Source organism: Kribbella qitaiheensis, assembly GCF_014217565.1.
In the GTDB taxonomy this organism is placed as follows: Bacteria; Actinomycetota; Actinomycetes; order Propionibacteriales; family Kribbellaceae; genus Kribbella; species Kribbella qitaiheensis_A.
Genome location: NZ_CP043661.1, coordinates 820943 through 843841, shown reverse-complemented (window position 1 = coordinate 843841; position 22899 = coordinate 820943). Strand labels below are relative to the sequence as shown.

Annotated in this window: 25 protein-coding genes; 11 read left to right on the top strand and 14 right to left on the bottom strand. The window is 67.8% G+C overall.

Going from position 1 to position 22899, the window contains the following annotated elements; all coding sequences use genetic code 11:
* Positions 1 to 230: 230 nt before the first annotated feature.
* Positions 231 to 434: a cold-shock protein gene (locus F1D05_RS03665; protein WP_012921273.1), complete on the top strand. Its 204-nt coding sequence runs from the start codon at positions 231 to 233 to the stop codon at positions 432 to 434.
* Positions 435 to 550: 116 nt separating this feature from the next.
* On the top strand, positions 551 to 1048 hold the full coding sequence (locus F1D05_RS03660) for a DUF6328 family protein (protein WP_185446001.1): 498 nt from the start codon (positions 551 to 553) through the stop codon (positions 1046 to 1048).
* Here the strand turns inward: F1D05_RS03660 and F1D05_RS03655 are convergent.
* Positions 1026 to 1883: an LLM class flavin-dependent oxidoreductase gene (locus F1D05_RS03655; protein WP_185446000.1), complete on the bottom strand. Its 858-nt coding sequence runs from the start codon at positions 1881 to 1883 to the stop codon at positions 1026 to 1028. The two genes, F1D05_RS03660 and F1D05_RS03655, sit on opposite strands and share 23 nt — an antisense overlap.
* Positions 1884 to 1991: 108 nt before the next feature.
* Here F1D05_RS03655 and F1D05_RS03650 point away from each other — a divergent pair, with 108 nt between their 5' ends.
* Entirely contained in the window at positions 1992 to 2783 is a 792-nt protein-coding gene (locus tag F1D05_RS03650) for a dioxygenase family protein (RefSeq protein ID WP_185445999.1), read from the top strand.
* Positions 2784 to 2851: 68 nt separating this feature from the next.
* On the opposite strand, the gene F1D05_RS03645 is transcribed toward F1D05_RS03650, so the two are convergent.
* Entirely contained in the window at positions 2852 to 3838 is a 987-nt protein-coding gene (locus F1D05_RS03645) for an SMP-30/gluconolactonase/LRE family protein (RefSeq protein ID WP_185445998.1), read from the bottom strand.
* Positions 3839 to 3964: 126 nt separating this feature from the next.
* On the opposite strand from F1D05_RS03645, the gene F1D05_RS03640 reads away from it, so the two are divergent.
* From F1D05_RS03640 to F1D05_RS03630, 3 genes are read left to right on the top strand one after another with little or no spacing between them, the layout of a single operon-like run.
* On the top strand, positions 3965 to 4324 hold the full coding sequence (locus F1D05_RS03640; protein ID WP_185445997.1) for an ArsR/SmtB family transcription factor: 360 nt from the start codon (positions 3965 to 3967) through the stop codon (positions 4322 to 4324).
* Positions 4321 to 4833 carry an SRPBCC family protein gene (locus F1D05_RS03635; protein WP_185445996.1) on the top strand — a complete coding sequence of 171 codons (513 nt, stop codon included), beginning with the start codon at positions 4321 to 4323 and terminating at the stop codon, positions 4831 to 4833. The genes F1D05_RS03640 and F1D05_RS03635 overlap by 4 nt, the downstream gene beginning before the upstream one ends.
* The gene (locus F1D05_RS03630) at positions 4830 to 5399 is read left to right on the top strand and encodes a TIGR03086 family metal-binding protein (RefSeq protein WP_185445995.1); all 570 of its coding nucleotides are present in this window, start codon (positions 4830 to 4832) and stop codon (positions 5397 to 5399) included. The genes F1D05_RS03635 and F1D05_RS03630 overlap by 4 nt, the downstream gene beginning before the upstream one ends.
* A gap of 80 nt (positions 5400 to 5479) precedes the next feature.
* On the opposite strand, the gene F1D05_RS03625 is transcribed toward F1D05_RS03630, so the two are convergent.
* From F1D05_RS03625 to F1D05_RS03615, 3 genes are all read right to left on the bottom strand, one after another.
* Entirely contained in the window at positions 5480 to 5929 is a 450-nt protein-coding gene (locus F1D05_RS03625; protein WP_185448977.1) for a DinB family protein, read from the bottom strand.
* Between the two features lie 170 nt (positions 5930 to 6099).
* Positions 6100 to 7521 (bottom strand): AAA family ATPase, encoded by a 1422-nt coding sequence (locus tag F1D05_RS03620; protein ID WP_206686064.1) that lies wholly within the window; start codon positions 7519 to 7521, stop codon positions 6100 to 6102.
* A gap of 65 nt (positions 7522 to 7586) precedes the next feature.
* Entirely contained in the window at positions 7587 to 8465 is an 879-nt protein-coding gene (locus F1D05_RS03615; protein ID WP_185445994.1) for a TolB family protein, read from the bottom strand.
* Between the two features lie 165 nt (positions 8466 to 8630).
* On the opposite strand from F1D05_RS03615, the gene F1D05_RS03610 reads away from it, so the two are divergent.
* Positions 8631 to 9665, top strand: a complete 1035-nt coding sequence (locus F1D05_RS03610) for a UDP-glucuronic acid decarboxylase family protein (protein WP_185445993.1) — start codon at positions 8631 to 8633, stop codon at positions 9663 to 9665.
* On the opposite strand, the gene F1D05_RS38645 is transcribed toward F1D05_RS03610, so the two are convergent.
* A complete protein-coding gene (locus F1D05_RS38645; RefSeq protein WP_206686063.1) occupies positions 9561 to 10805 on the bottom strand; it encodes a methyltransferase domain-containing protein in 1245 nt (414 codons plus the stop codon). The two genes, F1D05_RS03610 and F1D05_RS38645, sit on opposite strands and share 105 nt — an antisense overlap.
* The gene (locus F1D05_RS03600; protein WP_185445992.1) at positions 10802 to 11266 is read right to left on the bottom strand and encodes a UDP-N-acetylglucosamine--LPS N-acetylglucosamine transferase; all 465 of its coding nucleotides are present in this window, start codon (positions 11264 to 11266) and stop codon (positions 10802 to 10804) included. The genes F1D05_RS38645 and F1D05_RS03600 overlap by 4 nt, the downstream gene beginning before the upstream one ends.
* A 95-nt stretch (positions 11267 to 11361) precedes the next feature.
* On the opposite strand from F1D05_RS03600, the gene F1D05_RS03595 reads away from it, so the two are divergent.
* Positions 11362 to 13407 (top strand): DegT/DnrJ/EryC1/StrS family aminotransferase, encoded by a 2046-nt coding sequence (locus F1D05_RS03595; protein WP_185445991.1) that lies wholly within the window; start codon positions 11362 to 11364, stop codon positions 13405 to 13407.
* Here F1D05_RS03595 and F1D05_RS03590 read toward each other — a convergent pair.
* Positions 13385 to 14155, bottom strand: coding sequence for a class I SAM-dependent methyltransferase (locus F1D05_RS03590; protein WP_185445990.1), 771 nt, complete (start codon positions 14153 to 14155; stop codon positions 13385 to 13387). The two genes, F1D05_RS03595 and F1D05_RS03590, sit on opposite strands and share 23 nt — an antisense overlap.
* The gene (locus tag F1D05_RS03585; RefSeq protein ID WP_185445989.1) at positions 14152 to 15255 is read right to left on the bottom strand and encodes a radical SAM protein; all 1104 of its coding nucleotides are present in this window, start codon (positions 15253 to 15255) and stop codon (positions 14152 to 14154) included. Before F1D05_RS03585 ends, F1D05_RS03590 begins: the two co-directional genes overlap by 4 nt.
* 203 nt (positions 15256 to 15458) lie before the next feature.
* Between F1D05_RS03585 and F1D05_RS03580 the strand changes: the two genes are divergently transcribed.
* A complete protein-coding gene (locus tag F1D05_RS03580; RefSeq protein ID WP_185445988.1) occupies positions 15459 to 16274 on the top strand; it encodes an LLM class F420-dependent oxidoreductase in 816 nt (271 codons plus the stop codon).
* 163 nt (positions 16275 to 16437) lie between these two features.
* The gene (gene def, locus F1D05_RS03575) at positions 16438 to 17052 is read left to right on the top strand and encodes a peptide deformylase (protein ID WP_185445987.1); all 615 of its coding nucleotides are present in this window, start codon (positions 16438 to 16440) and stop codon (positions 17050 to 17052) included.
* Positions 17053 to 17079: 27 nt separating this feature from the next.
* Here the strand turns inward: def and F1D05_RS03570 are convergent, their stop codons facing one another.
* Positions 17080 to 17637, bottom strand: a complete 558-nt coding sequence (locus F1D05_RS03570; RefSeq protein ID WP_246486396.1) for an AAA family ATPase — start codon at positions 17635 to 17637, stop codon at positions 17080 to 17082.
* A gap of 53 nt (positions 17638 to 17690) precedes the next feature.
* On the opposite strand from F1D05_RS03570, the gene F1D05_RS03565 reads away from it, so the two are divergent.
* Positions 17691 to 18740: a LacI family DNA-binding transcriptional regulator gene (locus F1D05_RS03565; RefSeq protein ID WP_185445985.1), complete on the top strand. Its 1050-nt coding sequence runs from the start codon at positions 17691 to 17693 to the stop codon at positions 18738 to 18740.
* 166 nt (positions 18741 to 18906) lie between these two features.
* On the opposite strand, the gene F1D05_RS03560 is transcribed toward F1D05_RS03565, so the two are convergent.
* From F1D05_RS03560 to cobT, 4 genes are all read right to left on the bottom strand, one after another.
* Positions 18907 to 19440 carry a GNAT family N-acetyltransferase gene (locus F1D05_RS03560; RefSeq protein ID WP_185445984.1) on the bottom strand — a complete coding sequence of 178 codons (534 nt, stop codon included), beginning with the start codon at positions 19438 to 19440 and terminating at the stop codon, positions 18907 to 18909.
* Positions 19441 to 19604: 164 nt separating this feature from the next.
* The gene (locus F1D05_RS03555; protein ID WP_185445983.1) at positions 19605 to 20429 is read right to left on the bottom strand and encodes a TrmH family RNA methyltransferase; all 825 of its coding nucleotides are present in this window, start codon (positions 20427 to 20429) and stop codon (positions 19605 to 19607) included.
* Positions 20430 to 20463: 34 nt separating this feature from the next.
* The gene (gene cobA / locus F1D05_RS03550) at positions 20464 to 21684 is read right to left on the bottom strand and encodes a uroporphyrinogen-III C-methyltransferase (RefSeq protein WP_185445982.1); all 1221 of its coding nucleotides are present in this window, start codon (positions 21682 to 21684) and stop codon (positions 20464 to 20466) included.
* Positions 21681 to 22757, bottom strand: a complete 1077-nt coding sequence (cobT, locus tag F1D05_RS03545) for a nicotinate-nucleotide--dimethylbenzimidazole phosphoribosyltransferase (protein WP_206686062.1) — start codon at positions 22755 to 22757, stop codon at positions 21681 to 21683. The genes cobA and cobT overlap by 4 nt, the downstream gene beginning before the upstream one ends.
* Positions 22758 to 22899 lie beyond the last annotated feature (142 nt).

Here is a 22899-nt window from a genome sequence, read left to right as displayed (position 1 = left end):
CACGAGGTGGATACGCAGCGTGGCGGCCGGCGACTTTCCGCGACACGTGTTCCCGATCACCCCCCACACAGAGCCTGAGATCGGCTACAGTTATCGCGTTGCAGTTTTGGACTCCCACTGACTTTTGCTGTGCTGTACGGCCGGTTTCGTCGTCTGGGGCCTTTCGGCGACACGCGGTTCATGAGGTGTGGATCGCGTCTTGTTACAAGCCATCAAGGAGATAGACAACAATGGCTGTCGGTACTGTCAAGTGGTTCAACGCTGACAAGGGCTTCGGCTTCATCACCCCGGATGACGGTGGCGCGGACGTGTTCGCGCACTACTCGGCCATCCAGACCTCGGGCTTCCGCTCGCTGGACGAGAACCAGCGCGTCGAGTTCGAGATCACCCAGGGCCAGAAGGGCCTGCAGGCGGAGAACATCCGCCCGATCTGATCTTCGGATCAGCCTTCTGAACAACTGAAAAAGAGAGGGCCACACACCATTTGGTGTGTGGCCCTCTTCAGCGTTTCGGCCGGGGTACATTTCCGGGAGCGACCGCGAGGAGACCGATGACCGACGACCCCCACGCCCACTACCTCCGCGAGGACGAGGACGCCGGCGAGCGGCTCGACCGCCAGTGGAACGAACTCCTGCAGGAGCTCCGGCTGGCCCAGACCGGCACCCAGATCCTGTTCGCGTTCCTGCTCAGCATCCCGTTCACCAACCGCTTCCAGGAAGCGGACGCGTTCACCCACGACGTCTTCGCCGGCACCTTGATCACCAGTGCGCTCGCGGTCGGCCTGTTCCTGGCGCCGGTGTCGTTCCACCGGATCCTGTTCCAGAAGAAGATGCGGGACCGGATGATTCCGATCGCCGGCCGGATGGCGGCGGGCGGCCTGTTCTTCCTCATCCTGGCGATCAGCAGCGGCGTCCTGCTCGCGATCGACGTCGTACTGTCCCGGACCGCCGCCTTCGTCGTCGTCGCGATCGTCCTCGCCTGGTTCGTCTTCTTCTGGTACGTCGTACCGCTGTACGTCCGGCGCTCTACCCGCGCAGCCGGGGAATGACCTCGGCGGCTACCTCTTCGAGCACATCCTCCGTACCGCCGTACACGCCATCGGCGCGAGGCCAGTGCGTGATCACGTCGGTGAAGCCCAGCTCGGCGGCCCGGCCGGCCGCATCCTCGAAGGCGGCCGCGCTGCTCAGGGCATACCTGGCGTTGTCCAGCGAGAGGTAGCGATCGAGCGACTTCCCGTCGAGGACGTCGTCCAGCCGGCCGCAGAGTTCGGCGACCCCGGCGAACCAGGACTCGTACCCGTCGTGCTTCTGGCCGGTGGTGACCCAGCCAGCGCCGTACTTGGCGGCCAGGCGAAGAGAACGTGGGCCGTTGGCGGCCATGATGAACGGGACGCGGGGTTGCTGGACGCAGCCCGGCAGCGTGCGGCCGTTGCGCGTCTCGAAGTACTCGCCTTTGTAGTCGACGCCGTCCGTGGTCAGCAGCGTGTCCAGCAGGTCGACGAACTCGGTCAGCCTGTCGACCTTCTGCCGCGGGCTCAGGTCATCGCCGCCAAGGATGATCGTGTCGATGCCGCCGCCGGCGCCGATCCCGCAGAGGAACCTGCCGGCGGAGATGTCGTCCAGCGCGAGGATCTCGCGGGTGAGCGCCAACGGGTGCCGGAAGTTCGGCGAGGTGACGAAAGTGCCGAGCTTGATCGTCGACGTGACGAGCGCGGCCGCGGTGAGAGTTGGTGTGGTGCCGTACCACGGGGAGTCCTGCAGGCCGCCCCAGGTGAGGTGGTCGTAGGTCCAGGCGTGGTCGAAGCCGAGCTCCTCCGCGCGCCGCCATTTCGGCGCCGCCTCCGACCAGCGGTACTCCGGCAGGATCGTGATTCCGAATCGCATGCCTCGCACAGTAGCCGGACGGCATACCTGGTTTGATGAGAGCTGGGAATAAATTGATGGTTCAACTACATTGGGGAAGGTAAGACTTCTTCGAGAGGCAGGACCGCCATGACAGTCGAGATCAGCCGGACGCCGGTGCTGTATCTGAGCCACGGCGCGCCACCGCTGGCGGACGACCGTGTGTGGACCAAGGAACTCGCCGCCGTCTCGGCCGGGATCGCCAAGCCGACCGCGATCCTGATCGTGTCCGCGCACTGGGAGGCTGCCCCGCTGACCCTCGCCGCGACGGAAACCGTGCCGCTACTCTACGACTTCTGGGGCTTCCCCGACCGGTACTACGAAGTGCAGTACGCCGCCCCGGGTGCGCCGGAACTCGCCGACCAGGTGCGGAAATTGCTGCAGTCCCCCGGCACTCCCGTGTACGACGACCCCTCGCGCGGGCTGGACCACGGGGCCTACGTGCCGCTGAAGGAGATGTATCCCGACGCCGACATACCGGTGTTGCAGGTGTCGATGCCGACGCTCGATCCGACCGCGCTGTTCGAGATCGGGCGCAAGCTCGCACCGCTGCGCGACCAGGGCGTGCTGATCGTCGGCAGCGGGTTCACCACTCACAACCTGAGCGCGATCAGCCTCAGCGGCCGGCCGGACGGGCCCGCACCGAGTTGGTCCGTGGAGTTCGACGACTGGGCGCAGCGGGCGCTGGCCGCGCAGGACCTGGACTCGCTGATCGACTTCCTGCACAAGGGCCCGGCGGCCGGGATCGCGCATCCGCGGACCGAGCACTTCGCCCCGCTCTTCGTGTCGCTGGGTGCGGCGGAGAACTCACTCGGTACGGCGGAGACCGTCGTGGACGGCTTCTGGTACGGCCTCTCGAAACGTTCCTGGCAGCTCGGCTAACACTTTGCGTCCGAAGAAGCGAGGGTCCTGCCCCACGATGTTTCGGACGCAAGGGGTGGTGCCAGGGGTCAGCGGGGTGGGGTCGGGAAGGTGGCGAGGGTGGTGGTGCCGATGCTGCCGAGCCAGACCTTTCCGTCCCGCTCGCGTACGCCGGTAGGCATGTGGAAGTCGGCATGCTTGCCGCGGAGGTCGTGGACCAGGTTGCCGTCGTCGTCGTACGCCTGGATCTCGATGATGTCGGCAGCCTTCGGCTTCACCGCCTCGGGGAGAGCCCAGACGACCTTCCGTAGTACCGGCTGTTTCGGCAGCAGGAAATCGAGCAGGGTGTTGCGCGGCGAACCGATCGCGACCCAGATGAGACCGTCCGAACCGCGGGCGATGTTGTCGGGCAGACCCGGCACCGACGCGACGAGTACGGGCTCGGCGTCGGGGTTGGTCAGGTCGAGCTTGTACAGGCCGTAGCTCCCGGTTTCGGCGTAGAACAAGGTGTTGCGGTCGCCGCTCAGCGCGACCCCGTTCGGGAACGGCCGCCCGGTGGCGAGCCTGGTCAGCTCGCCGTCCGGTGTGAGGCGATAGACGCTGCCGGTAGCGGAGTGCTCCAGCAGATCGGCCATCCACTCGGCGACGCCGTACCGCGTGGACGAGTCGGTGAAGTAGATCGTGCCGTCGGGCAGGACGTCCGCGTTGTTGCAGAACTTCATCGGCCGGCCGTCGACCTCATCGAGCAGCGTCGCGAGACGGTTGTCCTTGTCGAGCGTCAGCAGACCGCGGTCGGCATCGCAGACCAGCATCTTGCCGTCCGGCAGCCATTCGAGCCCGAGCGGCCTGCCGCCGGTGTCGGCCAGCGTGGTGATCGTGCGGCCGTCGGCGCTGACCCGCAGGATCCGCCCGTCCAGCAGCCCGGTGACCACACTGCCGTCCTCGTCGATCAGCACGTCCTCGGGACCTTCGCCCGGCAACGCCACCACCTCGACATCAAGCGCTCGCGGCTGCCTTACCGGCGGCACAGGCGGCGGATTCCAGCGAACCGGGGCGATACGCGACTTCGGGCTCATGCCCAGACAGTAACCATCCAGCACCGATCCGTCAGGCCGCACACCATCGTCAACCAATCGGTTGACACTCATCGCCTGGAGACCTAGGGTCATCGTCAACCAAGCAGTTGAGGTTCGGGGGCTGAGATGAGTGACCCGCTGACGCAGGTGTTCGCGGCCCTGGCCGATCCGACCAGGCGCGACCTGGTGGCGCGGCTGACCGACGGCGACGCCACCGTGGGGCAGTTGGCGGCGCCGTACCGGGTGAGCGTGCAGGCCATCTCGAAGCACCTGAAGGTGCTCGAACAGGCCGGCCTGGTCAGCCGCTCCGCGGAGAGCCACCGCAGCCCGGTGCACCTCGAGGCGGAGGTCTTCGACCTGATGACGAAGTGGATCGAGCGCTACCAGCAGCGGGCCGAGGCCCGGTACGAGCGGCTGGACGCCGTACTGGCGGAGATGGACGACGAGGCGGCCGGGCACGACCCGACGCGCGAGGAGACAGCATGATCGACACAGTGAAGAAGGCGGTGATCGAGGCGGATCCGGCGCTCCCGATCATCCGCGTCACCCGGGACTTCGCGGCCACCCAGGCCCAGCTGCTTCGGGCCCACACCGACCCGGAGCTGTTCGTCCGGTGGGTCGGTCCGGACGGGATGACGACCACCGTGGACCGCTGGGACGCCAGCACCGGCGGCAGTTGGCGCTACGTCTCCACCCGGGACGGGATGGAGTTCGGCTTCTACGGCTGCTTCCACGAGGTCCGGCCGGACCGGATCGTGCAGACCTTCACCTGGGAGGGCGACCCGGACGGAGTCTCGCTGCAGACGCTCGAATTCGAAGACCTCGGCGACGGCCGCACCCGGCTGCGCACCCAGTCGCTGTGCGACAGCTTCGAGAGCCGGGACGCCTGGCTGCGCAGCGGGATGGAGATCGGCATGGATCAGGGCTACGCCAAGCTTGACGTTTTACTCGCCTCCGGTGAGATCGCCGGGACCGTCGAAGGAGTAAAGGCATGACTCTCCCCACTAGCCCGGCCGAGCGTCATCGCGCGGTGGCCGCCGAATTCACCGCCCGGGTGCAGGACGCGTCCGACTGGGACGCGCCGGCTCCGGTAACCGGATGGCGCGCGCGGGATGTGGTCGGCCACCTGGTCGAGTGGTTCCCGGGCTTCCTGAAGAGCGCGACCGGCCTGGTGCTCGACCACGGCCCATCGCCGGAGGAAGACCCGGTCGCAGCCTGGCAGGTACACGCCGACGCGGTGCAGCGGCTGCTCGACGGGCCGGAGGCGGCCACCCCCTTCCGGCATCCGATGGTGGGCGAGCTGCCGCTGCCGGATGCGGTTGACCGGTTCTACACCTCGGACGTGTTCATGCACACCTGGGACCTGGCCCGCGCCACCGGCCAGGACGAGCGGCTCGACCCGCAGACCTGCGCTGACCTGCTCGCCGGGATGGCGCCGATCGAGGAGCTGCTGCGGTCCTCGGGGCAGTACGGGCCTGCCGTGCCGGTGCCGGACGACGCCGACGTGCAGACCCGCCTGCTCGGCTTCATCGGTCGCGACCCGCTGCGCGGCAGGGAATGACGTTCACCACGTGATGGCAGGCGGGGCGTACGTGCTGACCTTTGGATCCGTGTCCGCCCGACCACCACCCTGGGCGCTTCTTACTCGCCGGTGACACCGTCCAGGCGTTCGCGGAGTAGGTCGGCGTGGCCGTTGTGGCGGGCGTATTCCTCGATCATGTGGGTGAGCACCCAGCGCAACGAGTAGCGCTGGCCTTCGTCCTCACCGACGGTGCCTGGGTCCAGGTCTGCGATCGCGGCGCGCGCCTGGTCGACCGCAGCGTCGTAGCGGCGGAGGTCGTCGGCGTACCTGGCTGGGTCGAGGTCTGTCCAGGATGCCGCGGGTGTCTCGGGCGAGTGGTACGGGTAGCCGGCGGGCTTGTCGGTGAAGGTGCCGACGAACCAGCCGAGCTCGTCCTCGGTGACGTGCCGGATCAGCCCGTGCAAGGTCATCGGCGACGGTGCGATCGCGGCGGTGCCCAGTTGCTCGGGGGTCAGGCCGTCGCACTTCCAGCCGAGGGTGGCGCGCTGGAAGTCGAGGAACGCGACCAGCGTCTCCTTTTCCCCTGCCTCGGTGGGCGGGTCGGGTCGTCAATGCAGCTCCATGACCGGAAACCTATCCGCCCACTCCGACAATTCCCGACCGCGTTGAACTCCGCTGACACCGCCTCCCGATGTGTGCGAGTGATCGACTCGCAGCGGGTGACCAGCACCGGGCGTTGTCAGTAAGACCTCGGGGCGAGGCCGGGAGTGGCTTCTGGTGGGACGGAGTACGGGACTGGGTCGGTGGCGCCTAGCAGGCGGCGGGTCAGGGTGTCGCGGGCGGAGAGGAGATCCTCGGCGGCGGCGCGGAGTTCGGCGTCGCCGGGGCGGGAGTTGTTCTCGGCGCCCAGGAGTACTGCCCGGCGTACGAGCTCCTTGGCGAACGACGCCGTGGTGCCCTCGGTCATCGCGACCACCTCGTCGACGACCTCGGGACCGAGCTCCAAGGCCGGCCCGTAGAGCGAGAGCAGCCGTGCACGACCGGGAGCGTCGGGCAGCGGGATCTCCACCGCGAGATCGACCCGGCCGGGGCGCTGGCTCAAGGCCGGCTCCAGCAGGTCGGCGCGGTTGGTGGTGAGCAGGAAGGCGACGTCCGCCTCTTCGGTCAGGCCGTCCATCTCGTTCAGCACCTGGAAGAGCAGCGGCCCTCCCCCATGGCCGTGATCCCGGGCCTCCGCTACCAGGTCGCAGTCCTCCAGCACCACCAGGGCCGGCTGCAGCATTCGCGCCAGCCCACAGGCCTCCGAGATGTACCCGATGCTCGTGCCCGCCAGCAGCACCACCGTGAACTCGGGCAGCCGCGACAGCAGGTACCGCACGGTGTGTGTCTTTCCAGTCCCTGGCGGTCCGTACAGCAGCACGCCGCGACGCAGGTGCTGGCCGGCTTCGAGCAGTACTTCGCGGTGTTCCGCGATGCCGATCACCTCGCGCTCGACGCGTTCCAGTACACCGTCCGCGAGCACCACGTCGTCCCGGGAGATCCCTGGCCGCGCATGCAACCTGAACGGCCCAACGCCGGCACCGAACTCGTGCCCCTCGAACGACACTACCTGGCCCCGGAACACGTTGTGCTGAAGGATCAGAGCGGGCAGCTCCCCGAGGAAGCGCTCTCCGGCTTCCTTGCTGGTAGCAATGACCTCCAACTGCACCCCAGAACGTCCGTACTGCGGGTTGGCAGCTCGCAGCAACGCGACGTACCGGTCATCGCCTTGCCGGCCGAGGTAGAAGCCGAAGGCGACGCAATCCATCTCCTGGTCGACCGCGATCGAGACTCGCTGATAATCCACCGAGCCGATGCCGTACCGGCGGTGGGCCGAGACCTCCAGCAGTTCCGAGAACGAGTAGTGGTTGCGATCGGAACCGGCCAGGCCGATCACCTCGAAGTCGTCGAACCACGCCTCCACCGCGAGCTGGACGTTCGGCAGGTCGAAGGAGCTGAACGTCGCCGCCACCACCGGAAGCTCTTCGGGATCCACCCCGAGATGCGCCAGCAACCGCTCTCTGACACTCTCCCGCGCGTTCTCGGCCGGAGCGTTCTGCATCCGCTCGAGGAACCCGCTGAACAACCGCGCGAACTCCGCAACCTCATCCGGCTCGTCCACGGAACCCCCTTGATCCCGCGCGCCGGCGGCCCGGCACGCAGGATCAACCTTCGTCGCTCCAGGGGTCAGCCCGCGGCCCGCCAACTGGACGGCATCCCAGCGACACCCACCGAATGCCGGTGCCCGCCGTTGCTGTCCATCAGCCAGATCACCGGCTTGACGCCGAGCCCGGGGACATCGTTGTTGTACGTGCCGGACCCTCGGCCGTAGGCCAGCCAGCGCCCGTCCGGCGACCACACCGGGCTCAGCTCCTGCACGTTCGGCGTGTTCGTGAGCCGCCGGATCGCGCCGGACGAGATGTCGACCAGCCACAGGTCACCTAGGGCCTCGACCGCGAGCTGGTTGCGCTTCGGGTTCCAGGCCTGCCGGTAGGCGCCCGGCAGCGGGATGATCTTGAGCGTGGTCGCGCCGTCCGCGCTGTAGATCCGGAGATCGTTGAACGTCGACGTCGAGAACCGATGTCCGTTCGGCGCCCAGGACGGGACCAGATCGTTGCTGTCGTGCGCCCCGGTGAGATCGGACCAGCCGCCTGCGTAGCCGTCCTTGCTGACCGACCAGATGTCGCCGCCGACCTCGCCGACGATCGACTGGCCATCGGGAGACCAGCGCGGGTACGCGGGACCGGACCCCCCATCGACCAGCCACCGGTCGTCGCTGCCGTCGGACGCCATCGTGCGGAAGCTGAACCCGTCGATGTAGGCGATCCGGCTGCCATCGGGCGAGTAGTCGGGCGACGCGCCGAAGAACGCCGTCCGGCCGGTGTCCCGCACGTCGTGCCCGGTCGGCCGCACGCTCTGAATCTTGGCGCCTCCGCCCGCCGCGTCATCGAGGGCGAGGTACAGGATGCGCCCGCCCGGCGCCGGCGGCGCGGCGTACGAGGTGCCTGGTACCAGCACTAGTACTGCGGCCACTGCCGCGGCGAACCACGGTCGATATCTACGCATGACAAGCCCCTTCGCCGAGTCCGCGGAGATCGCGGCTACCAGACTCGATGCGCTGGTGGGCGCAGAAGTTGCGGGGACCAGCAGAAGTTGCCGGGACCAGCTGATCGGCTGGGTTTACCCTGGCTGGCATGGGTCCGGGGGGACTCGCTGACGGAGGGGGATCTGATGCGGCGTGCTGTGGTGACTGGTGGGGCTGGGTTTCTCGGGTCGCATCTGTGTGAGCGGCTGTTGGATGACGGCTATCAAGTCATCTGTCTGGACAACTTCGTCACCGGTAGCCCGGCCAATGTGGAGCATCTGCTCGAATCGGCTGACTTTCGGATGGTGCGGTGTGATCTGGTCGACTACATCCACGTGCCGGGACCCGTCGACCTGGTGCTGCACTTCGCTTCGCCGGCCAGTCCGGTCGACTATCTGCAGTTGCCGATCGAGACGCTCACCGTCGGCGCGATCGGGACGTTGCACGCTCTCGGACTGGCGCGGGAGAAGGGCGCACGCTTCATCCTCGCGTCGAGTTCGGAGACGTACGGCGACCCCCGCGAGCACCCGCAACGCGAGGACTACTGGGGACACGTCAATCCGGTCGGACCGCGCGGCGTGTACGACGAGGCGAAGCGGTACGCCGAGGCGCTGACGATGGCGTACCGGCGTGCGCACGGCGTGAACACCGGGATCGCCCGGATCTTCAACACCTACGGCGAACGGATGCGCCCGGGCGACGGCCGCGCGATCCCGGCCTTCGTCACCCAGGCGATCCGGGGCGTCCCGCTGACCATCGCCGGCGACGGCAGCCAGACCCGATCCGTGCAGTACGTCGGCGACCTGGTCGAGGGAGTCAGCCGGTTCGCGGCCTCCGACCACCCGGGTCCGATGAATCTGGGCAACCCCGACGAGCTGACGGTGCACGAGATCGCCACCAGGATCCGCGCCCTAGTCGGTTCGTCGTCGGAACTCGTCTACATCCCACGGCCCGAGGACGACCCGATGGTGCGCCGACCCGACATCGCGCTGGCGACCAAGGTGCTCGATGGTTGGGAACCTCGTACCGGCTTCGACGAAGGCATCGCCCGCACGATCGCCTGGTTCCGGACGGCGCTAGACCCGGATGGCGGTCAGGAACAGGTTGGCCGACCGGAAGAGCGAACCGTCGACCCGCAGCGGAGCATCGAAGAGAGCCCGCGCTCGTTGCGGAGCGAGTAGCGCCGGAATCTGCAGGAATCGCCAGAACAGATTGGCGCCGTCCCTGGACTGCGGCTGAAACCCTGCCTGGCCAAGCAGTTCCAGCAGATCCTCGGCCCGGTAATTGGTGTGCTCCGACCGCTCCCAGGCCATGTCACCACGCAACCCGTCCGACGAATCCTCGAACCGCTGCCGGTAGACCTCTCGCCCGAACCGGGCCGCGTACACCGCGCGATGCAGCCTCGGCAGCCGCAGTTTCGCGTTGTCCGGATCGAGGAACGAGAACACGTGCCGCGCCGGCACCGTCAGCACGAGCAACCCACCAGGGCGTAGTACCCGCCGAACCTGGGACAGCGTGGCCTGATCGCTGCGGGTGTGCTCGATCACGTCGAGCATGGTCACCGAGTCGAAAGACTCATCCGCGAAGGGCAACTCCTCCCCCACTCGAACCAGGCGCTGCCCGGGGCGCTCGGCACCGATCGAGGTGAGGTAGCCCGGATGCGGGTCGGCTCCGACTACCTGCAGCGCAGTACGGTCCGTCAGCGCTGACAGGAAGGTCCCGTCGCCAATGCCGAGATCGAGGTGCCGCCCCGTCCGTGATCGCAGTTGCTCGAAAGCCCAGGCATAGCGAGCCGTCGGATGCTTCCGGAACGGGTTGTCCGAGGCAACAACACCGACGGTCGCATCCATCAGGTCTTCCAGCGCGGCTTCGTTGACGTCAGCAAGTGGTTTGGTTGCTGCCAGCAACTGCACCGAACGCTCCGGGTGCACCCGGACCCGCTCAGAAAGATCAGAGAGCGCTCCCCACAACGCGACCACCGTCCCGCGCGGCTCCTCGGCGACGAGGTATTCGACCTGGTGGTCGTTGCGCATCTCACCGCGCGCCGCCTCCCGCGCGATCGCGATCGGCACCTTGCCCATCCGTTGCACCAGCCGCACCGTGTTGCCTGCATGCGTGATCACCACGTCTGCCGACGCAAGCCGCCGTACGGTCTCCTCGTAGCCGATGAAGGGAGCGTGCTCGCACGGCGGAACCACAGTCGACGTACCGGTCTGGATGAACACGTCATGATCGGCGCACAACGCCGTACAGGCAGCGATCAGCCGGTCGAAAGGCCACGGCCCCATCCCCACCGTGACGAAGACGTTGAGGCGGCTCAATAGAGTTCACCGACATTCACGGCGCGACGGTGCCGGGCCAGCAACTCAGGGTGCTGGACGACCACCTGGCTCGCCAGCGTGGCGCAGAGCCGGGCCGCGAGCCCGGGCTTGCCGATCACGTTGAACGTCTCCACCCACACGGCCGGCACTCGGGCCACGCGGGCGGCCAAGAAGTACGGCACCGCGACTCCACTCCCAGCTGACACCACCAGCTCGATTCCCGTACTACGCAACACCGCTCGCGCGCGCAGCACAGCCCGCACCAGCTCGACGACCTGGCTCGGACGAAGCTCTGGCTCCCACCGAACGTCGTACGCGGCCAGTAACTCAGCCGTATCCGGCGCCTCCACCGACACCCACGACACCTCGTGTTTGCGCCACCACGGGCGCAACGCGAGTACGTCGAGCAGCACTCCCCCGCTGCTCGACACCAACAATGTCCGCCGGCCCCCCTGCGTCATCCGGTCATGGTAATCGGGATCTGCGCGGGATACAGTTCCCGCAACGTGGCATCGGGGGGCCTGCCGCGGATGGGGGGCACTAGGGGGGAGCCGTCATGGCCACGAGCCGTTCGGTGGTGCTCGTCGGTGGATCGGGATTCGTCGGGTCCGCGGTGCGCGAGCATGCCCGTACGACGGGCCGCCACATCGCCGTCGTCGACAGACGGCCTCCGCTGGACGACAGCGAGTTCCATCAACTGGACCTGCTCACCGACCCACCGGTTCTTCCCGAAGGCCGGGTCGTTCTGCTGGCCGGCAACAGCGATCCGCGCTCGGCCCACCCGTGGCAACTCGTGCTCGACAACGCCTTGGCCACTGCCCGGTTGCTGCCCGCGCTCGCGAATCGCGACGTCACACTGATCTCCTCCGCCGAGGTCTACGGCCGCGCACCCGCTCCCTTGACGGAGCAGTGCGAGCTCCCACTGGACGATGCAGCCCTCACCGACTGGTGCGACAAGGCCATCCAGCTGGCCCAGAGCCCTTGCCCGCCATGGCTCGCGGCCCCGCTCTGCCGTGAGCTCGCCGAAGCCGATCCGACCGGCCGTTGGGTCTATGGTCTGGCGAAGCGAGCGCAGGAGTTGCTCGCCGCTTCGGTGGTTCCGGCCAACCGGCTGACGATCTTCCGGGCGGCCAATCTGTTCGGCCACGGACAGGACCGGGTCGTTGCCCGCATCACCCGTCGCGCCCTGGTCGGCCTGCCGATCCGCGTCACCGACAGCGTGCGGACCTTCGTCGCCGCAAGCGACCTGGCCACCGCCGTACTGCGGGAAGATGTCGCGGGCCTGATCAACGCGGGCACCGGCAAGTTGCGACTCACCGACCTGGCCAAGATCGTGCTCGAAGAACTGGATCTCGACCTGCCGGTGGAAGTGCTGCCTTCACCTGCCGACGACAGCACCGGCGACCTCGACGTCAAGACCTTCCTCCGGATGCTCGACGTGGTCGAGGATCACCATCTCGTCTCGACGCTGCGATCCTTCGTCCGCAAGCTCAGTCGCGAGGTGGTGCCACAGTTCAGCCCGCCCCTTCCGGTCGTCATTCCGCCGCTGCCGTTCGCGCCAGATCGCGTGGCAGCCCGCTCCGCCTCGGCGCTGCAGTCCGGCGTACTGAAGAGTGGCGGCCCGTTGACCACCCGGCTCGCGGAGTTGCTGAGCGAGCGACTGGAGCTGACCGACCAGCACACCTTGCTGGCAACGGCATCCGGTACGGCGGCGCTGCGACTCGCAGTACTGGCCGTGGCCGGTCCGGCTTCGCCCGGGCAAGTCGCCGTGCTGCCATCCTTCACCTTCGTCGCCACTGGGGAAGCCCTTGCGCAGCTCGGCTACAAACTTCGCTTCTGCGACGTCGATCCACTGACCTGGACCCTCGATCCACAATCACTGGAGACGGCCTTGAGGCCCGGCGATGTCAGCCTGGTAGTTGCCGTCGACACCCTTGGCGCACCTGCGGACTACCCAGCACTTCGAACGATCTGCGACCGGTACGGCGTTCAGCTGGTGGCCGACTCGGCCCCTGCCCTCGGCAGCACCACCAACGGTCGGCCGGTCGGCAGCCAGGCGGATGCGCACTCGTTCTCGATGAGCTTCGCCAAGGTGGTCTCGGCAGCCGGAGCCGGCGGCTTCGTCGTCATCCCGTCGGATCGCCTGGAGAGGTTGATCCGGCCGGTCGACTGGACGAGATCGTCGATGCTCGGCGAGGTGCATGCCGCCGCGGCGGTCGACCTGGTCGAGCGCCTGGACATTCTGGTTGAACGCCGCCGGAGAGTGGCAGAAGCCTATGCCGAGTTGATCCCGGCAGCGATCCCCCAGCAGGTGCTGCCCGGCGATGAGCACGCCTGGGTCCACTGGGTGGCTCGCTTCCCCGACCGTGACCGGTTGGCAGAGGAGCTCGGCCGCAGAGGAGTGGGCACGAAGCCGTACTACGCGCCCGTGTTGCACAGCCAAGACTGGCAGGGCCACGCAGAACCCGCCGTCGAGCTACCGGTGACCGACACATTGGCTCGGGAAGTTCTCGCGCTGCCGATGTCGTCGGAGATGAACCCGGCCGATGCGGAGCGGGTGGTCTGCGCAGTACTGGGGATCACGCAGTCCGGCGGCCGATAACGAGCAACTGCTTGCCGAGATCCGCGAGCTCCGGGAAGTCGGCCATCACGCGTTCCTGACCGAGCTGACGGTCGTAGTCGGCGTTCAACGCGCTCACCAGGTCATCGCGGCCGATGAGGCTCGCGCCGACGAGCAACCCCGAAGTACTGGTCACTTCCAAGCCTGCTTGGACGAACGCGCTGCCCAGCCTCGCCACGTCGAGAAGGTGCAGATCGGCCTCCTGGTCGTCGATGCGCCACACACCGCGCCGGCTGTAGAGCCGTTCCATCGCCTCACCGCCCTTGTCGGCGCGGACGAGCTCGACCACGAGCCCGAACAGCGAGTCGACCAGCACGCACAACACACCGCCCGGCCGAAGCCAGGCCGCGCAGTGGGCGATCGTCGCGGCCGGATCGGCCGTGTACTGCAAGGAGCCCATGGCAACTACCGCGTCCACGTTGCCGGCCGGCAACGTGACCTGCTCGACCCGGTCGCGGAGCAGGGTGAAGTTCTCGTCCTGCAAACACGCGGCCCGCTCCGACATCCGGGGCGCCGGCTCGATACCGATCACCCGATGCCCCTGGCCGAGGAACCGGCGCGACCAGCGGCCGACCCCGCAACCGACGTCGATCACCACGCCGGGCGACGTACCGATGGCCTCGCAACACGCTTCCCAGGCCAGGTCGTCGTACGCCTTGCGGTGCGGCGCCGCGAAGTGATCCTCGTACGTCGCCGCGAGCGCGTCGTACAGGGAGACCGAAGATCTCATGAACCAGCCGGCGCGAGGCTTCGCAGCCCCGCGTGCCAGAGCAGGTTGTCGACGTGACTGCTCGGCCGCCAGGCGAGATTGAGCGCATAGTTGCTGCCGCAGCCCTTGCACTCCTTCTTGAAGAATCGGTCGTGGTCCTCGCGGTAACGCTGGCCGTCGATGATCTCGGCGATCGTCTTCTCCCGAACGTTGTCGTGGGCATCGTGAGCCCAGCAGCCGCCGACCTCACCAGTCGAGTGCACCATCAGCTTGAGCTGCGACTCGGCGCACGGCAGGCCGGCCTGCAGGTCGTCGTCGAAGTGGCGGCGCAAGTAGGACAGCTCGGAGAAGTGCGGCAGGTAGCGGCCGTCGGTCCGCAGCAGTTGCTCCACCTCCGCCAGCACGGAGTTGATCTGCTCCGTACCGATCCGGGTCTCCAGCGTCACCTGCCCGGCGCGGAACAGGAACGTCTTGTCGGTCGCGAGGTTGAGATAGAGCTGCACCTTCAGCCGTTGCGCCAGCCGCATCATCTCGGGCAGCGACTCGATGTTGGATCGCATCACGGTGAAGTTCATCCGGACCCGGAGCTTCAGCCGCGTGCGCTGCTCCACCAGCTCGGTCAGCCGGCCGATGGTCTTGTCGAACGACCCCTCGACGCCACGGATCCGCTCGTGGATCTCCGCGTCGGGCCCGTCGACCGAGATGTTGAAGCTGCGGACGCCGGCTTCGAGCACCGCGGTACGGCGTCTCTCGTCCAGCAGCACCGCGTTCGTGTTGACGTGCAGATTGCGGATGCCACGGCTGTAGGCGTAGGCCATCAGCTCCGGGGCGTCGCGTCGTAGCAGCGGTTCGCCGCCGGTGAAGTTGGCCTTCACGATGCCCATCGCGGCGAGCTGGTCGATCACGTCCCGCCACTCGGCGCCGTCGAGCTCCTTGCGGGTGACCGTCCGCCAGCAGGCGCAGCTGACGCACTTCAGGTTGCAGTTGTCGGTCAGGAACAGCTCGGCCGCAAGCGGCTTGACATGCAGGCGCGGACGGAGATGTTCCTTGATGGCAAGCCTGCTGAAGAAGACAGCAAGCCTGGCCCTGTCCGCCCAGGGCCGTACCGGCAGAACTCGCACGGCTACCGCCGGCCTTTTGATCGCCGACGTGATTGTTCGATGCGCATGCTGAAGGCCCCTCCCCCTCGACAGCTACATCGACCGTAGAGCAGATCCGTTACGCGCGCCGCACCTTCGCGGCGATCCGATTCAGGTCAGCGGCCGGCCGCCCGGATCGTGACCGTACCGGAGGATCCTCCGAAACGGCGTATAGGATTCAGGTCATGACATCGACCGATTCCACGCCCCGTCCGTACAGCGCCTTCCCGGTCCGGATCGGCCTCCAGGTCCAGCCCCAGCACGCCTCGTACGGCGACATCCGGCGTACCGTCGCGGCGGCCGAGGAGATCGGCGTCGACGTGGCGTTCAACTGGGACCACTTCTACCCGCTGTCCGGTGAGCCCGACGGCCTGCACTTCGAGTGCTGGACGATGCTCGCGGCCTGGGCCGAGGCGACCGAGCGGGTCGAGATCGGCGCGCTGGTGACCTGCAACACCTACCGCAACCCCGACCTGCTCGCCGACATGGCGCGCACCGTCGACCACATCAGCGACGGCCGGCTGATCCTCGGCATCGGCTCCGGCTGGTTCGAGCGCGACTACGACGAGTACGGCTACGAGTTCGGTACCGCGGGTGGCCGGCTCGACGCGCTCGGTGAGGCGCTGCCGCGGATCGAGCAGCGCTGGGCGAAGCTCAACCCGGCGCCGACGCGGGACATCCCGGTGCTGATCGGTGGCGGTGGCGAGAAGAAGACGCTGAAGCTGGTGGCGCAGCACGCGACCATCTGGCACGGCTTCGGCGACGCCGAGACGATCGCGCACAAGCACGCCGTACTGGACGGGCACTGCGCGACGATCGGCCGCGACCCGGGCGAGATCGAGCGCTCGACCGGCGTCGGCGGCAAGACGCCCGACCAGATCGGCAAGTCGCTACTCGACGTCGGCACCCGCCTCTTCACCGTCAGCGTCTCCGGGCCCGACTACGACCTCGGCCTGCTCCGCGACTGGGTCTCCTGGCGCGACGAGGTCAACCAGGCCTGAGCCCGGGTCCGCCGGTACGCCTGGCTCGCGGCGTACCGGCGTACCGGGACCTTGAACACCAACTGGGGGGTTCGGACATGAAATAGCCTGCCCGAACCCCCGAGTTGGTGTTCAAGGTGCCCACTTCCGGCCGGGCGGGCTCGGGCTGGATAAGATTTCCGGCATGTCTACGCTGCCAGCCCCCGGTTCCGTGCTGCCCATCACCCGGTGGGGTGAAGAGCCGATGCACCATCTGAACAAGCCTGTCACCGAGTTCGGCGAGGAACTGCACCAGCTGGTCGCCGACATGGTCGCGACCATGAACGCCGCCGAAGGCGTCGGGCTGGCCGCGAACCAGGTCGGCGTCGACCTGCAGCTGTTCGTCTTCGACTGCCCGGACAAGGACGGCAACCGGCACCAGGGCGTCGTCTGCAACCCGAAGCTCGAGCTGCCCGAGGGCGACGACCGCCACCTCGACGAGGGCGAGGAAGGCTGTCTGTCCCTCCCCGGCGCCTTCACCAAGTGCGCCCGCCCCGACTGGGCCCGCGTCACCGGCGTCGACGAGAACAACAACCCGGTCATCTTCGAGGGCAACGGTCTGCTCGCTCGTTGCCTCCAGCACGAGACCGACCACACCCAGGGCACGGTCTTCGGCGACCGCCTCTCCCGCAAGTACCGCAAACGCCTGTACGCCGAGGCCGAGGAGCTCGCCCCCGACTACCCCTCCGACTGGCCCGTCTCCCCAATGCTCAACCAGGAAGACGAAGCCCACGCACCCGACCAGGCCCACAACACCTGATCTGGCCAACCGCACCGGTGGTGAGACTCACCAGCGGGCCGCCTTTAGGTTGTTGGTGAGGATTTCGGTTACTGATTGCTCGGCGGTTTGGCCGGTGGTGTCTAGCCAGAGGCCTCGGTGGGGGATGTCGGAGAGGCCGGTCTGGAGTGAGCGGACGGCGTCGGCGAGGGTCATGCCGGGGCCTTGCCAGTCGCGGTAGGAGTTGGAGCCGCGGGCCAGTTCGCGTTCGATGATTGAGTCGACCGAAGGCGTCAGTACGACGAGGTGCGGCTCGGCGATGCCTTCGAACGCGTCGAGCCAGCGGGCGACGTGCTCGCCGAGGATGATGTCCGAGCAGACGAAGTCGAAGCCGGCCTCGAGGTAGTGGCGCGCCACCAGCGCGCTCGCGTCGTACCGGAGTAGCAGCTGGCGAAGCGCCTCGGGCGACGGATCCGGGGTCATCCCGACCGCGCCTGCGACCACCGCGTTGAAGTAGACGTCGCCGTCCACCGTGGCAGCCGGTGGGCCGAGGCGGCTCGCGAGCAGCGGGGCGATGGTCGACTTGCCGGCGGCCTGCATCCCGGTGATCAGTACGACTTTCTGCATGCTGGTCATCCCATCACGGCCGTCCAGCGGTTTCCGGCCGATAGGCTGCCGAAATGACTGGTACGCCGAGCGAAGCCGGGCCAAGGCGGCCTGTCACGCTCGACGACGTCGCGCGGCAGGCCGGGGTCTCCCAGCCGACCGCCTCCCGAGTCCTGAACGGGAGCGCCCGCAAGGTCGCCGAGAGCTACCGGGAGCGCGTTCTCGAGGCGGCCCGCGAGCTGGGTTACACCCCGAACCTGCCCGCCCAGGCGATGGCCCGCGGTATGTCGAGAACCATCGCGCTGGTGATCAGCCTGATCTCCGACCCGTACTTCTCCGCGATGGCCGCCGAGATCATGAAGCAGGCCGAGGTGCTCGGTCTGCACGTGTCGATCGCCGTCACCGAGCGGCAGGCCGACCGCGAGCTCGATCTCGTCCGCGAGCTGCGCGGCCAGCAGCCGAGGGCGATCATCCTGGCCGGCACCGGGTACGTCGACCCGCCGTCCGAGCAGCAGTTGATCGACGAGCTGCACCGCTATCAGGAGACCGGCGGGCGGGTAGTGCTGATCAGCCGCTCGGACCTGCCGTTCGAGACCGTCGACTTCGACAACCACGAGGGCTCGCGTCAGCTGGCCCGGGAGTTGGCCGGCCTCGGCTATCAGCGTTGTCTCGTGCTCGGCAGCGGCACTCCCCTGCTCTCTATGCAGCAACGGGTCGAAGGTTTCGTCACCGGACTGGCCGAGTCCGGCGTCGCCGACGCCGCATCGCGGGTGCGCCATCCCGGCTTCAGCTGGGCCGGGGCTCGTGAGTGCGTACTGGGTCTGGGCGACGAGGAGCTACGGGATCTGCAGTTGGTGTTCGCGGTCACCGACGACATGGCGCTGGGAGCGCTTGCTGGGTTGAGAGAGCGCGGTCTCCGGATCCCCGAGGACATCGGCGTGGCGGGCTTCGACGACATCAGCACGCTGCGCGACGTAGTACCGAAGCTGACCACCGTCCATGTCGCGCTCAACGCGGTCGCGCAGGAGGCGATCTACCGCGCGACGACGACCGACACCGCGCTCAACCGTAGGACGGTGCGGGCCTATCCCGTACTCCGCGCCAGCACCCCGCCGGTCAGCTGACTGCCGCGTCACCGGTCAGCTGGGTCCACTGACGGGTTTCTCGTCGGCTAGCGGACTTATTGAGCACCACCGGACGAACATCCCGCCAGTCGACCCACACCACCCAGCCCCGCCGATGCGGCCCGCGCTCCCGGACAGCACCATGAACTGATGTAGTAAGCCGGGTTCAGGCGCGGTGGGCTGACCAGGCTTCGGGAGTGATGGAGTAGACGGTGGCGTCGAAGGGTGTGTTGTCTTCGACGAGTTCTGTTTCGTGGTCGAAGGTCATTCCCAGGCGTTTCATCACCGCGATGCTGTTCAGGTTCGGGGTGTCGGTGATGGAGATTACGCGGGGCTCGGAGCGGTCGAGGAAGGCGTGGGCCAGCCAGGAGTTCGCGGCTTCGGTGGCGTAGCCGTGGCCCCAGTATTCGCGGGCCAGGCGCCAGCCGACCTCGAGATCGTCGGGGTACCAGGCGTCGTGCCGCATCAGGCCGCAGGCGCCGAGGAACGCGCCGTCCGAGCGGCGTTCGATGGCGAGGAATCCGATGCCGTCAGCAACAAATCGGTGGTTCGCGCCTTCGGTGATGGCGTCCGACTGCTCGCGCGTCAGCGGCTCGCCGCCGAGGTACTTCATCACCTCGGGATCGGCGTTCATCGCGGCGAAGGCCGGCTGGTCCTCTTCGCGATAAGGCCTCAGCAGTAGCCGTTCCGTCGTACGCATGGTGCACGCCTCCCCCGGCGTCCGGATCGGCTCCGACCGAGACGATCACCCTCCCGAGAGTGCCACAGCCCGACCGTCCCTGCGCGCGCTTTTCCGGCGAAGACGCCCTTCCGGCACCACGCGAGTCACCGGCCTCAGGGTGCAGCCGGGTGGGGTGGTTGACGTCAGGGGGTGGTTGGGCGGGTGGCGTAGAAGGCTACTGCTGCGGAGGAGGCGACGTTGAGGGAGTCGACGTTGCCGGACATCGGGATGCGGACTGTCACGTCTGAGCGATCGAGGACGTGTTGCTTCAGGCCGTGGCCTTCGGTGCCGAAGATCAACGCTAGCCGGTCGTGGCGCGCGGCTGCGAGTTCGTCGAGGCTGATTGAATCGTCGGTCAGCGCGAACGCCGCAGCCACGAATCCGCGATCCTGCAACGCCTGCAGGTCGCCGGGCCATGAGGTGAGTCGTGTCCACGGCACCTGGAAGACTGTTCCCATCGATACCTTCACCGAGCGCCGGTAGAGCGGATCCGCGCAGGTCGGCGTCACCAGTACTGCGTCGACGCCCATCGCTGCTGCCGCCCGGAATCCGGCGCCTACGTTCGTGTGATCGACGATGTCGTCCAGGATCGCGACCCTTGAAATCGCGGGCATCGCGTCGAGCAAGGTCTCCAGCGAGGTGGCGCTTTGACGCCGGTACGACGCCAGTGCGCCGCGGTGCACGTGGAATCCGGTGACCTGTTCGGCCAGTTCCTCTGAGACGACGTACACGGGGGTCGAAGGCCACTTCTCCAGTACGTCGGACAGCGAGTCCAGCCAACGAGGTGCCAGCAGGAACGATCGCGGCTCGTACCCCGCTTCGGCCGCCCGCCGGATCACCTTGTCGCCCTCGGCGATGAACAGGCCGTGCTCCTCCTCGAGCAACCGGCGCAGATTCACCTCCCGCAATTGCACATAGTCCGCCAGCCGTCCGTCACCGGCATTGTCCACCGACACCAGCTCAGCCATTAGCGGACCACCGCGCCAAGCGCCTGCTCGTGCGTCATTGGCGGACCAGTTTTGCGATTTCCACTACGTTGCCGATGACAACGATGGCGGGGGCGCCGATGCCTTCGGTGGACATGGCGGTGGCGATTCCAGCGAGGTCGGAGGTGATCATGCGTTGGCCGGGGAGGGTGCCGTCGGCGATTGCCGCGGCGGGAGTTGCTGCGGAGCGTCCGTGGCGGATGAGGGTTTCGGTGATCTTGGGGAGGTTTTCCACCGCCATCAGCAGGACTAGCGTGCCTTGGAGCTGGGCCAGGGCCGGCCAGTTGATCAGGGAGTCTGGGTGGCCGGGTGGGATGTGTCCCGAGACGACGGTGAACTCGTGGGTCACGCCGCGGTGCGTGACCGGGATGCCCGATACAGCGGGCACGGAGATCGAGCTGGTGATTCCCGGGACCACTGTCCAGGGCACACCCGCCTCGGCGCAGGCGATCGCCTCTTCGAAGCCGCGGCCGAAGACGTACGGGTCGCCACCCTTCAGACGTACGACGACCTTGCCCTGCTGGGCGCGGTCGACCAGGATCCGGTTGATCTCCTCCTGCTGGGCCGATCGTCCGCGGGGAAGCTTGGCCGCGTCGATCAGCTCGACGTCCGAGTGCAACTCTTCCAGCAGGGGCTGAGGTGCCAGGCGGTCCGCGACCACCACGTCCGCCTCAGCGAGCAGCCTGCGCCCGCGGACGGTGATCAGGTCCGGATCGCCCGGACCGCCGCCGACCAGGTACACGCCGGGCTTCTTGTCCAGCGAGTCACGAGCCCCGAGCGCACCGGTCCGGAGCTCCTCCAGGATCGCGTCCCGTACTGCGGCCGAGCGCCGGTGATCGCCGCCGCCCAGTACGCCGATGGTCACGTGATCGTGCTGTCCCGACGCCGGGGTCCACGCCGTAGCGCGAGCCCGGTCGTCGGACCGGACACAGAAGATCCGCCGCTCCTCCGCCTCGGCCGAAACCTGGTCGTTGACCGCGGCATCGTCCGTCGCAACCACGACGTACCAGGCACCCTCGAGATCGCCCGGCGCATATCCGCGCTCAACCCACCGCAGATCCGGATTCGTCAGCAGCCCCTCGATGGTCGGCGTGATCGCAGGCGAGATCAGATCGATCTGCGCCCCGGTCTCCAGCAACCGAGGCAGTCGCCGCTGAGCAACTCCCCCACCACCAACCACAACCACCCGCCGCCCGGTCAACACCAACCCGGACAGGTACGGCGCCTGCTCAGTCACGCGACCCCATCCCCACCGGCAGCGTCGTCTTCGCCGGAGGTTATGCCGGCGGATTCGAACGTGGCCATTTCGGCGAGGGCTCGGACGGCGCAGGTGAGGATGGGGTAGGCCAGGACTGCGCCGGTGCCTTCGCCCAGGCGGAGGTCCAGGTCGACGAGGGGTGAGAGTCCGAGGGTTTTGAGGGCGACCGCGTGGCCGGGCTCGGCTGAGCGGTGACCGGCGACGCAGTACTCGACTGCTGCGGGGTGGAACGCCTGGGCGACCAGCGCCGCGGCGCCCGCGATTACGCCGTCCAGGATCACCGGCACCTTGTGGGCGGCTCCGCCCATGATGTAGCCGGCGAGCGCGGCGTGCTCCAGACCGCCGTACGCAGCAAGTGCTCCGAGCGGGTCAGAAGCCGGTACTTCGTGCAGCGCCAGCGCCGTGGCGACGATGTCGGTCTTGTGAGCGAGCGTGGCGTCGTCGATGCCCGTCCCCCGACCAGTCACATCGGCGGCCGTCGCCCCGGTGAAGGTCGCGATCAGGGCGGCGGACGCGGTGGTGTTCGCGATGCCCATGTCACCGGTCAGCAAGCAGCGATAGCCGTCGCCGACCAGCTTTCCGGCCAGCTCGAAGCCGATTCCGATGGCGGCCCGGACCTCGTCCTCAGAGAGCGCTTTCTCGACCGAGAGATCGCGGGTCCCGGCGCGCACCTTCGCGTGCACGATGTCCAGGCCCTCCACGTCCGAGGCGACCCCGACGTCGACCACTCGCACGTCGACCCGGTTGTTGGCCGCGAACGCGTTCACCGCGGCGCCACCGGCCGCGAAGTTCGCCAGCATCGCGGCGGTCACTTCCTGCGGCCACGGGGACACGCCCTGCGCATGGACCCCGTGGTCGGCCGCGAACACGGTGACGACGGCAGGCGTCGGCACCGCCGGCGGGCAGACTCCGGTCATCCCGGCGATCCGGATCGAGAGCTCCTCCAGTACGCCGAGGGAGCCGGCCGGCTTGGTCAGCAGCAGTTGACGCTCGGTCGCCGCCCGCATCGCCGTCTCGTCCGCCGGGCCGATCCCGGCCAGAAACTCCTCCACCGCAGTCCTCCAGCTAGCTTCACCGCACCGGAAGTCACCCGGCGCGCGGCCGCCTGGAGGCGGCCAGGAACGATCTTCCCATCTCCACGAACACGCCCCGGCCCCATCCCTTGAAATACTGTCCCCGATCTGTGGACAGTAC

Bases quoted from the DNA above. Each gene is read 5' to 3' on its own strand.
- F1D05_RS03665 (WP_012921273.1), top strand. From the start codon at position 231: ATGGCTGTCGGTACTGTCAAGTGGTTCAACGCTGACAAGGGCTTCGGC.
- F1D05_RS03660 (WP_185446001.1), top strand. From the start codon at position 551: ATGACCGACGACCCCCACGCCCACTACCTCCGCGAGGACGAGGACGCC.
- F1D05_RS03655 (WP_185446000.1), bottom strand. From the start codon at position 1,883: ATGCGATTCGGAATCACGATCCTGCCGGAGTACCGCTGGTCGGAGGCG.
- F1D05_RS03650 (WP_185445999.1), top strand. From the start codon at position 1,992: ATGACAGTCGAGATCAGCCGGACGCCGGTGCTGTATCTGAGCCACGGC.
- F1D05_RS03645 (WP_185445998.1), bottom strand. From the start codon at position 3,838: ATGAGCCCGAAGTCGCGTATCGCCCCGGTTCGCTGGAATCCGCCGCCT.
- F1D05_RS03640 (WP_185445997.1), top strand. From the start codon at position 3,965: ATGAGTGACCCGCTGACGCAGGTGTTCGCGGCCCTGGCCGATCCGACC.
- F1D05_RS03635 (WP_185445996.1), top strand. From the start codon at position 4,321: ATGATCGACACAGTGAAGAAGGCGGTGATCGAGGCGGATCCGGCGCTC.
- F1D05_RS03630 (WP_185445995.1), top strand. From the start codon at position 4,830: ATGACTCTCCCCACTAGCCCGGCCGAGCGTCATCGCGCGGTGGCCGCC.
- F1D05_RS03615 (WP_185445994.1), bottom strand. From the start codon at position 8,465: ATGCGTAGATATCGACCGTGGTTCGCCGCGGCAGTGGCCGCAGTACTA.
- F1D05_RS03610 (WP_185445993.1), top strand. From the start codon at position 8,631: ATGCGGCGTGCTGTGGTGACTGGTGGGGCTGGGTTTCTCGGGTCGCAT.
- F1D05_RS03600 (WP_185445992.1), bottom strand. From the start codon at position 11,266: ATGACGCAGGGGGGCCGGCGGACATTGTTGGTGTCGAGCAGCGGGGGA.
- F1D05_RS03595 (WP_185445991.1), top strand. From the start codon at position 11,362: ATGGCCACGAGCCGTTCGGTGGTGCTCGTCGGTGGATCGGGATTCGTC.
- F1D05_RS03590 (WP_185445990.1), bottom strand. From the start codon at position 14,155: ATGAGATCTTCGGTCTCCCTGTACGACGCGCTCGCGGCGACGTACGAG.
- F1D05_RS03580 (WP_185445988.1), top strand. From the start codon at position 15,459: ATGACATCGACCGATTCCACGCCCCGTCCGTACAGCGCCTTCCCGGTC.
- def (WP_185445987.1), top strand. From the start codon at position 16,438: ATGTCTACGCTGCCAGCCCCCGGTTCCGTGCTGCCCATCACCCGGTGG.
- F1D05_RS03570 (WP_246486396.1), bottom strand. From the start codon at position 17,637: ATGCAGAAAGTCGTACTGATCACCGGGATGCAGGCCGCCGGCAAGTCG.
- F1D05_RS03565 (WP_185445985.1), top strand. From the start codon at position 17,691: ATGACTGGTACGCCGAGCGAAGCCGGGCCAAGGCGGCCTGTCACGCTC.
- F1D05_RS03560 (WP_185445984.1), bottom strand. From the start codon at position 19,440: ATGCGTACGACGGAACGGCTACTGCTGAGGCCTTATCGCGAAGAGGAC.
- F1D05_RS03555 (WP_185445983.1), bottom strand. From the start codon at position 20,429: ATGGCTGAGCTGGTGTCGGTGGACAATGCCGGTGACGGACGGCTGGCG.